This window comes from Wohlfahrtiimonas larvae, from assembly GCF_002006755.1.
GTDB lineage: Bacteria > Pseudomonadota > Gammaproteobacteria > Cardiobacteriales > Wohlfahrtiimonadaceae > Wohlfahrtiimonas > Wohlfahrtiimonas larvae.
Map to the genome: position 1 here is coordinate 1 of NZ_MVDO01000242.1, position 7,588 is coordinate 7,588.

5 protein-coding genes are annotated in these 7,588 nt (G+C 35.8%); 2 read left to right on the forward strand and 3 right to left on the reverse strand.

The window, feature by feature from the left end:
* Nucleotides 1-143: 143 nt before the first annotated feature.
* On the reverse strand, nucleotides 144-365 hold the full coding sequence (locus tag BZK14_RS12270; RefSeq protein ID WP_077926753.1) for a hypothetical protein: 222 nt from the start codon (nucleotides 363-365) through the stop codon (nucleotides 144-146).
* A 164-nt stretch (nucleotides 366-529) separates the two neighbouring features.
* On the opposite strand from BZK14_RS12270, the gene BZK14_RS12275 reads away from it, so the two are divergent.
* Together BZK14_RS12275 and recD are read left to right on the forward strand one after the other, a co-directional pair.
* Nucleotides 530-3,772, forward strand: coding sequence for a UvrD-helicase domain-containing protein (locus tag BZK14_RS12275; RefSeq protein WP_077926754.1), 3,243 nt, complete (start codon nucleotides 530-532; stop codon nucleotides 3,770-3,772).
* The gene (gene recD / locus BZK14_RS12280; protein ID WP_077926755.1) at nucleotides 3,765-5,570 is read left to right on the forward strand and encodes an exodeoxyribonuclease V subunit alpha; all 1,806 of its coding nucleotides are present in this window, start codon (nucleotides 3,765-3,767) and stop codon (nucleotides 5,568-5,570) included. Before BZK14_RS12275 ends, recD begins: the two co-directional genes overlap by 8 nt.
* 75 nt (nucleotides 5,571-5,645) lie before the next feature.
* Here recD and lpdA read toward each other — a convergent pair whose 3' ends face one another.
* Both lpdA and BZK14_RS12290 read right to left on the reverse strand, forming a co-directional pair.
* Complete coding sequence (gene lpdA, locus BZK14_RS12285) at nucleotides 5,646-7,073, reverse strand: dihydrolipoyl dehydrogenase (RefSeq protein WP_077926756.1); 1,428 nt, start codon at nucleotides 7,071-7,073, stop codon at nucleotides 5,646-5,648.
* Nucleotides 7,074-7,167: 94 nt separating this feature from the next.
* A partial coding sequence (locus BZK14_RS12290) for a 2-oxo acid dehydrogenase subunit E2 (protein ID WP_171973729.1) occupies nucleotides 7,168-7,588 on the reverse strand: 421 nt, incomplete at its 5' end.

Sequence of the window (7,588 nt, forward strand, 5' to 3'; positions counted from 1 at the left end):
CAACTTAAAAATCAAAATGATAAACAAGTTTATTTTTATATAGCTACAGACATATCTTATGATAACCATATTCCACACAATCCTTAGATACGCAAAACCCCACATATATAATGTGGGGCTTTGCAGAAATATCGAAAAATTTATCAATCAATATGATCTTTTAATAAAGCTAAAACACCTAGTGTGCAAATCAACACTTTTCCTGTCGTCAATGTTAAATAGACTTTTTTATCTTTTACATTAATCAATGTAATATGTTCAACAGCTACAAATGAATATTGGCTACGATGAGCAGCGCCCACTATGATCTCACGGCCTGTGTCGCGATCTACCGTTCCCAAAATATTTACTGTAACAAATTTCATGTTTATCCTGACCTTTTGATTTTCTCGTTATTACAATTTATTCAATAATGTAATACACTTACTGTTCAATCTCATGATTATAAACCAATATCTCTACAAGATGCTACCAAAATAACCTTTACAGCCTATTATCACTCCACAAAAACTATTGCATTCAAGCCGCTATGAAAATAATCTCTCCCATACACTCTTCTCTTCTTGGTAAAACATTAATTGAAGCATCTGCTGGCACAGGTAAGACATATACAATCACTTCTCTTGTTATTCGTTATATTTTAGGGATTGAATTAACAAAACCATTAAAACTGAACGACATTCTTATTGTAACTTTTACAAAAGCTGCCACAGCTGAATTACGCACTAGAATTTATGATCGTATATTAGAAGTGCAACAAGCATTCAAAACTGAAAATAGTCATGATGAGTTCATCCAAGATATTTTAGCATTAATTCCTAAAAGTGAATACATAAAAGCTCGTGCAATATTAAATGAAGCTGAAAGATTTATGAGCGACGCTAATATTTTTACAATCCATAGTTTTTGCCAACGCTTTCTCAGTCAAAACCCATTAGATTCTAAACTACCTTTTGAAGCGAAGCTTGAAACATCTGATTATGAACTTAAAACAGAAGCTGCAAAACAATTCTGGCGAGAGGTTTGTTATTATTTCTCTGAGCGCTTAGCCACAATTGCTTATCCTATTTATAAAAACCCCGCCCATGTTCAAAACAACATATCACCCTTTCTCTCTATCGCAGAAAATTTAATTACACCACAAAATATAGAAGAACTCGAAATAGCAATATTAAATTGCCAAGGTAACGATGGAGAGCTAGATCACAATCAAACTCAGACAATCTTATGGGCATTTGCAACACAACAATTTTATAGAATATTCATCGCATTAAAACAAAAAAATAACTTACTATTTTTTGATGATCTTATTAATGAAACTGAAAAATTAATTACTCATGCAACACCGAAACAATTAGAAAAAATTCGCAACCAATACAAAGTTGCTATGATTGATGAATTCCAAGACACTGATGATGTTCAATATAAAATATTTTCACAACTATTTGGCAACTCTGACGATAGTACATTGCTCATGATCGGGGATCCCAAACAATCCATTTATAAATTCCGTGGCGCAGATATCAATACTTATTTAAATGCTAAACATGCAGCGGATCACCAGTATTCTTTAGGCACTAATTACCGTTCCAGCGAAAAAGTTGTTCAAGGTATTAATGAATTATTTTCACAAAGCAATAATCCTTTCTTAACCAAAGATATTCCCTTCCAACCTGTTGCAACTCCGGAACAATCTAAGCATAATTATTTAACTGTGAATGATGTACAACAAAAAGGCATTGGCATCGCATATTTAGAAGGTAACAATAATAAAGGAAATTTTCAAAAAACTTCTGCAGAATATATCACTAAACGGATTCAACAACTACTTACTCATGGCAAAATTCACCAAAACCGTGAAACTCGTGCTATTAAGCATCAAGATATTACAATTTTAGTACGTGGTAAAAGTGATGCTAGCGTGTTACTCAATGCATTACATAATGCTAATCTTCCAGCAGTCTATCTCTCTGATAAAAGCAATGTTTTTAAAAGCAAAGCTGCTGAGCTATTACATTTATTTTTAACAAGCCTTTTAGATTCTCGCAATCAAGAACTGATGAAACAAACTTTTGCCTCTCTACTGTATCAGCTTTCTCTGCAAGAACTTCATGGCTTATTAGAAAATCATCAGCAATATGAAGATTTCCTTATTGAGCGTGAACAATGTTTACAAGATTGGGATAAAATTGGCATCATTCCGATGATAGACCAATTTCTGCATCGTTATCATAGAATTCATCGTTTCAGAAATCATACTGATTTTGATCGTATCATGACAGATCTTCGTCATCTCTGTGAATTACTACAGGCACAAAGTTTATTAGCACCAACAAAAGAAGCATTATTAGAATGGTTTACACAACAAATTAATTCGCCTGATGATTCTATTGATGAGCTCAACGGTAGCAGCAATAGTTTGCGTTTAGAAAGTGAAATGAATGTGATCACGATTATGACAATTCATGGCTCCAAAGGTTTGGAGTTCCCAATCACATTCATTCCTTCCAACTTTGAAGCTAAAATAGATAAACCACCTTACATCGTAGAGCAAAAAGATGGGGAAAAAACTCTAGATTACAGCAAAAATGAAGCACAAGAACTACTTTCATTCAGTAATGAACAAGCAGAAAATGCTCGTTTACTTTATGTTGCCTTAACACGCGCTAAATATTATTGTGAATTTACACTTTCTGAAAATTTTTTATCAGGCAATAGCAAAACACCTATCAATGACAAAGTGATTTTCTCTACATTATTCAATACAGAAAAAAATGAAGCATTCTCACTAGAGCGTTTACAAGAATTACAACATATACAAATCTTGCCCATGAAGGTACAAGAAGAAGTTGATTATATCGCTAAACCTGAATTGAATAATGATCTTACCGCAGCAGTATTCACTGGGAAAATTAATCGAGCATGGAATATATCAAGCTTTACACAGCTGACAAAAGATGCACCTCATTCATATTTTATGCATGAAAATCAGGATGAAACTGATATCGAAGAAACTATTATAGATTCAACAATAGAGCCAACACCTTCAATTTTCACCTTCCCAAAAGGTGCTCATACAGGAACATTCATGCATGAGCTATTTGAACGACATAAACCACAAGATCTACTGAATAAAGAATATCTCACTAATATTTTAAGTAGAACGTTCTTTTCTGAAGAAGTGAGCAACAATTTAGATATTTGGGTGGATGTTGTATTGAATTGGTTAGCAGATATTTTCAAAAATGAATTACTACCTAATTTAACCTTTGCTGAATCTCTACAAACGAATGCTTTGCATGAATTAGAATTTCTGTTTCCCGTGAAACGCCCCTTCACAGCTGAAAAATTTAATCATTATTTACAGAATTACCGCGATTCAGAAACTTTACCACAACTAAATTTCTTCACATTGCAAGGCATGATGAAAGGTTTCATCGACTTAATCTTTGTGCACAATGGCAAATTTTATATTGCAGACTACAAAACTAACTATTTAGGCGATTCACCTAAAGATTACAATGAAGCCAATATTCACCAAGCGATGCTGGATGCTTATTATGACGTGCAATACCTCATTTATTCTGTAGCTTTGATGCGTTATCTCAAATTTAGGCTACCCAACTTCAATTACGATGAGCATTTTGGTGGAATCTTCTATCTATTTGTTCGTGGAATGAGCCATTCAGGCAATCATGGCATTTATTTTAGAAAACCTAAAGAAGAAGATATTATTGCACTGGATCAATTAATGGGAGCTGATCATGAGTAAATTACTGGATTATGCGAAGCAATCAGGTTTTTTTAATAGCATTGATTACCATTTTGCCAAGGTTGTTGCACCCGAAAATCCTCAATATCAATTGATCGCACTCTTAACAAGCCATGCTTATGGCATGAAACATACGATGATTCCGCGCAGTTTCTTATATCAATCCAATGAATGGATTTCTGATCTCAATTATGACAAAGCCCTTGAATGTGGTAACACATTAAAAACTTTGGCAAATATCAAAAGCCAAGCGGATTGGGATAAAGTTTTAAATGAAATTCAGGGCAAAGAAAATTTCCCCATCAGCGTGACTGAAGCAGGCATTTATCTCACCAAGAATCTAAATTATGAAAAGATCATTGTTGATTTCCTTAAAACCAATCAACAAAGCACATCTGATCAGCCATCAGACAAAACAATCGCCCTGCTACATGAACTTTTTCCCAAAGAAGATATTTTAAATAAACAGAAATTAGCTGCCGCCAACGCTCTGTTATCACCTGTTTCTATTATTTCTGGTGGACCAGGCACAGGCAAAACCACAACGGTGATTAAAGTTTTGTTATTGCTATTGAATGAACATCCTGATTTACATATCTCGTTAGCAGCACCAACGGGGAAAGCAGCCGCTCGTTTGAGCGAATCCATTGAAAAGCAAAAAAGCCAATTCAAAACATCACATCCTGCATTAACAACATTATTGGATAAAATTCCCAATAGCAGTACAACTTTGCATCGCTTATTGAGCTTTAATCCTAGCCAAATTAAACCAAGATTCCATTCATACCATCCTTTGCCGACTGATTTGATCATCATCGATGAAGCATCCATGATTGATTTATATATTTTTAACCTACTCATTCAGGCTTTACCCAAAAATATTCGCGTAATTATTTTGGGTGATAAAGATCAATTAGCATCGGTAGAAGCTGGCGCAATCATGGGGGAAATTTGCCAAGACATTGGTTATGATCAATCTCGCTTGGCTCAATTAGAAGCTATCATTGGCCAATCATTAACAGAAGAATTCCTGCCCAAAAATGTGCCTTTGAATAATGTGACATTATTAACCAAAAGCCATCGTTTCTCTGCTGATTCAGGGATTGGACAATTATCCAAAATGGTGAATGAACAAAAATATCGTGCATTCTTGCCAACCATTGAAAAATATCCTGAAGAGTTAACCTTCATTAATTCCCGCGATGAAAATTGGTTACAGCCCATCAATAATTTCTTGAAACCGTATATTGAGCTATGCAAAACAGAAGTTTCACCCGAAAAACTGTTCAAAGCATTGCATCAAGTGAGAATTCTATGCGCCACAAACATTTCAGATTTTGGCACAAAGTTCATCAATGAATACATCAGCACACAACTTTTTAAACCTGAAGATGATCGCCAGCTGTATCATGGTCAAGCTATTATGATTCTGCAAAATGATTATGTTAATAATGTTTTCAATGGTGATGTTGGCATCATTGTACGAGAAGATAATCGTTTAATCGCTTATTTTGAAAGTGATAATGGTGAACTGCGCTACATTCCTGTTCAGCTATTACCACAATATGAAACAGCCTTTGCCATGACGATCCATAAATCACAAGGCAGTGAATTTGATCATGTAATTATTGTCTTACCTGATTTCTCTAGCCAAATCCTAACTAAAGAATTGCTTTATACTGGGATTACGCGCGCTAAAAAGAATCTCACGATCATTGGTACGCCATACAATATTCGCCAAACCATTGAACGTAAAACTGAGAGATTCAGTGGAATTAGCTATCAATTAAGCCATTAAAAGAATTCTAATAAAAAAACCTGCTAATCATTACATTAGCAGGCTTTTCATTCATTGTAATTTAATCAGGTTAAATTACTTTTTATTCATCATGTGGATTGCTTCTTTATGAACAGACAACGCAGCTTCTTTCACAGACTCAGCCAATGTTGGGTGAGCATGCATGATGCGAGCGATATCTTCTGATGAAGAACCAAAGCTCATTGCAACTACTGCTTCGTGAATTAATTCAGAAGCATTTGCACCTAAGATATGAACACCTAAAACGCGATCATATTTAGCATCAGCGATGATTTTCACTTGACCTTCAGTTGCATCCATCGCGCGTGCACGACCTGATGCTGCAAATGGGAATGTACCTACTTTAATATCCAAACCTTCTTGCTTACAAGCTTGTTCAGTTTTACCAACCCAAGCAATTTCAGGGCTTGTGTAGATTACAAATGGTACTAAATCATAGTCAACAAATGCATATTTACCAGCGATACGATCAGCAACAGCAACACCTTCTTCAGAACCTTTATGCGCAAGCATTGGGCCACGAACCAAGTCACCAATCGCCCAAACACCTGGAATATTAGTTGCACAATTACCATCAACATGAACACGGCTGCCATCCATTACTAAGTTTACACTTGGGTCTACCAAGTTCGCAGTGTATGGCGCACGACCAACAGCAACCAACAAGTAATCAAATGTTTCGTTGTGTTCGCCTTCAGTGTTTGAATATGTCACTTTTACATCTTTCTTAGATGTTGTTGTCGACAATACACGCGCACCTAAACGCACATCCAAACCCTGCTTAGTAAAGCTACGCAATGCATCACGTGCAATTGCAGCATCAGCGCCTGCTAAGAATGAATCCATTGCTTCAAAAATAACAACTTCAGCACCTAAACGTGACCAAACGCTTGCCATTTCTAAACCAATAACACCACCACCGATCACGCCTAAACGCTTAGGCACTTCAGTCAATGCTAATGCGCCCGCTGAATCAATGATGCGCTTGCCATCTAATGGCGCAGCACCAATATCAATTGGCGTAGAACCTGATGCTAAAATTACGTTATCCGCTTGGTATTCAGAAACTTTACCATCGTGATCTTTTACTTTTACAACACGCTCTGGGAACAAAGTACCTTCACCTTGCAACCAATCGATTTTATTTGCTTTGAATAATTGCGCAATACCACCTGTTAATTGTTTTACAATGTCATCTTTACGATTGATCATTTGCGCAACATCAATGCCCACACCACCAACTTTAATACCATGTTGGCTAAAACCATCTTTTGCATAAGCAAAATGATGTGAAGATTCCAATAATGCTTTAGAAGGAATACAACCTACATTTAAACATGTACCACCCAATGAAGGTGTACCTTCTGGTGATAACCATTTTTCAACACATGCTGTTTTTAAACCCAATTGAGCTGCACGAATTGCCGCAACATATCCAGCTGGGCCACCGCCAATTACAATGACGTCATATTTTTTTGCCATGATGATTTCCTTATAGAGTGATTATAAACCCTGCCATGAGCAGGGCTTGAATCATTCATAATCAATATACGATTATAATTTAAGAAGAATTTGATTAGATATCTAACAATAAACGTGTTGGATCTTCAATTGCATCTTTGATTGCAACTAAGAAACCTACAGCTTCTTTACCATCGATAATTCTATGATCATAAGAATGTGCTAAGTACATCATTGGTGCAATGACAACTTGGCCATTTTCAGCAATTGGACGATCATAAGTTTTATGCATACCCAAGATGCCACTTTGTGGTGGATTAATGATCGGTGTAGACATCATAGAACCAAATACACCACCGTTAGTTACAGTGAATGTACCACCTGTCATATCTTCTAAACCTAACTTGCCTTCTTTAGCACGGATTGCAAAATCCATGATTGTTTTTTCAATGTCAGCCAAAGATTTTTGGTCAGCATCACGAATCACAGGAACAACTAAACCACGTGGAGAAGAAACTGCCACACCAATATCAAAA

What these genes read in the sequence shown, in the direction of transcription:
- BZK14_RS12275 (WP_077926754.1), top strand. Translation starts at nt 530, where the DNA reads ATGAAAATAATCTCTCCCATACACTCTTCTCTTCTTGGTAAAACATTA.
- lpdA (WP_077926756.1), bottom strand. Translation starts at nt 7,073, where the DNA reads ATGGCAAAAAAATATGACGTCATTGTAATTGGCGGTGGCCCAGCTGGA.
- recD (WP_077926755.1), top strand. Translation starts at nt 3,765, where the DNA reads ATGAGTAAATTACTGGATTATGCGAAGCAATCAGGTTTTTTTAATAGC.
- BZK14_RS12270 (WP_077926753.1), bottom strand. Translation starts at nt 365, where the DNA reads ATGAAATTTGTTACAGTAAATATTTTGGGAACGGTAGATCGCGACACA.